The organism is Oleiphilus sp. HI0080 (assembly GCF_001635135.1).
In genome coordinates, this window is record NZ_LWFU01000643.1 from 1 (window position 1) to 1,711 (window position 1,711).

2 protein-coding genes are annotated in these 1,711 nt (G+C 48.0%); both read left to right on the forward strand.

Features of this window, described 5'->3' with window-relative positions; genetic code table 11:
• Nucleotides 1-252, forward strand: a 252-nt coding sequence (locus A3751_RS14000; RefSeq protein WP_197466357.1) for a SoxR reducing system RseC family protein, incomplete at its 5' end; no start/stop codon positions are given.
• A gap of 141 nt (nt 253-393) precedes the next feature.
• The coding region (locus tag A3751_RS14005) for a DegQ family serine endoprotease (protein ID WP_068457164.1) at nt 394-1,711 on the forward strand (1,318 nt) is incomplete at its 3' end.

The window sequence follows — 1,711 nt, forward strand, 5'->3', positions numbered from 1 at the left end:
GGCTTGCTGCAGGCGTCCGTGTTGATGTTTGTCATTCCCTTATTGCTAATGGTCGTGGTCGCAGCATTTGCGATGCAGTTGGTTGGGGGAGATCTCGCTTCAATCGTTGGAGGCGTCGTAGGATTGTTGTTCGGATTTGTGATTGCTCGAAAGAAGAGTGCGTCCATGCACAGCGATGTGCGTTTTAAGCCCATCATCGAATCTATTGCTTTGTCGAATACGGATGGCGCTGCGTGCCATCCAAAAAGCTAGTTTCGAGCGTAAGTACTCTGCATTCCGCGTGTGGCCTCGCACAAAATTGAATGTCTTACTTAAGGTTAATTTGAATCTAATTTAACCAACCCTAATTATGATTTTGAGATCGTTCTGTTTCCTGAGATTTTAGGAGTCGTTATGAATAGTACTTTGGCGCACGGTATGCGCTTGCTAGTAGCACTAGTTTTATCTTTATCCTTTGTGTCTGCGAATGCGCGCAGTCTTCCAGATTTTACTGAGCTCGTTGAGGAACATGCGCCTGTAGTGGTGAACATCAGCACAATCAGCACGTCAAAATCACCTCAATCGCAAATGTTCCAAGGCGATATGGAGCAGATTCCGGATTTTCTGCGTCATTTCTTTGGGGCTCCCGCACCGTATCAGGATCGCGAGAAACGCCAGGAGCGCCAGTCGATGGGCTCGGGTTTCGTGGTGACCGATGATGGGTATATTTTGACCAATAATCACGTGATCGAAGGCGCCGATGAAATTTATGTTCGGTTCAACGATCGTAGAGAATTAAAAGCGGAATTAATCGGCTCAGATAAACGATCTGATTTAGCGGTTTTGAAAGTTGAAGCGGATGGTTTGCCGACCGCTAAGCTAGGTAAATCCAAAGACTTAAAAGTGGGCGAATGGGTGTTTGCCATTGGTTCGCCCTTTGGTTTTGACTACTCGGTAACGGCCGGCATTGTGAGTGCAAAAGGGCGCAGCCTGCCGAATGAAAACTACGTGCCGTTTATTCAGACTGATGTGGCGATTAATCCCGGCAATTCGGGTGGCCCGCTTTTCAATATGGACGGTGAGGTCGTAGGTATTAATTCGCAGATTTATACGCGTTCTGGCGGCTTTATGGGTATGTCTTTCGCTATTCCTATGGATGTTGCGATGGAAGTAGTTGATCAACTGCGCGGCCAGGGGTATGTATCCCGCGGTTGGTTGGGTGTGTTGATTCAGGAAGTGAGTAAAGAGCTTGCAGAGTCGTTTGGTCTTGATAAACCGCATGGTGCATTAGTCGCTCAGGTTGTGCCGGGTTCACCCGCTCAGGAAGCGGGAATCCAGGTTGGTGATATTATCGTCAAATATGAAGATGAGAAGATCAATTTGTCCTCGCAGTTGCCGCATTTTGTTGGTCGTACAAAGGTGGGTGAGGACGCTGAACTTACGGTGATCCGTAACGGTGATCGAAAAACCGTGAAGGTTGAAATTGGAGAGCTGCCAAACAGCTCAGATGTGCCGGTTAAACCTGCCAAAGCAACCGTTCCAGAAGCCAATCGCCTCGGTGTGATGGTCAAGGAGCTGGATGACGCTGTGTTGAAAGATGCAGGGCTTGAAGGCGGTGTTCAGGTTGTGAAGGTGCAAGCAGGTCCTGCAAGCAATGCGGGTATTCGACAGGGAGATATCATTGCCAAGATTAATAATGAGAGCTTTGAATCCCTCGAAGATTTTGAGGATA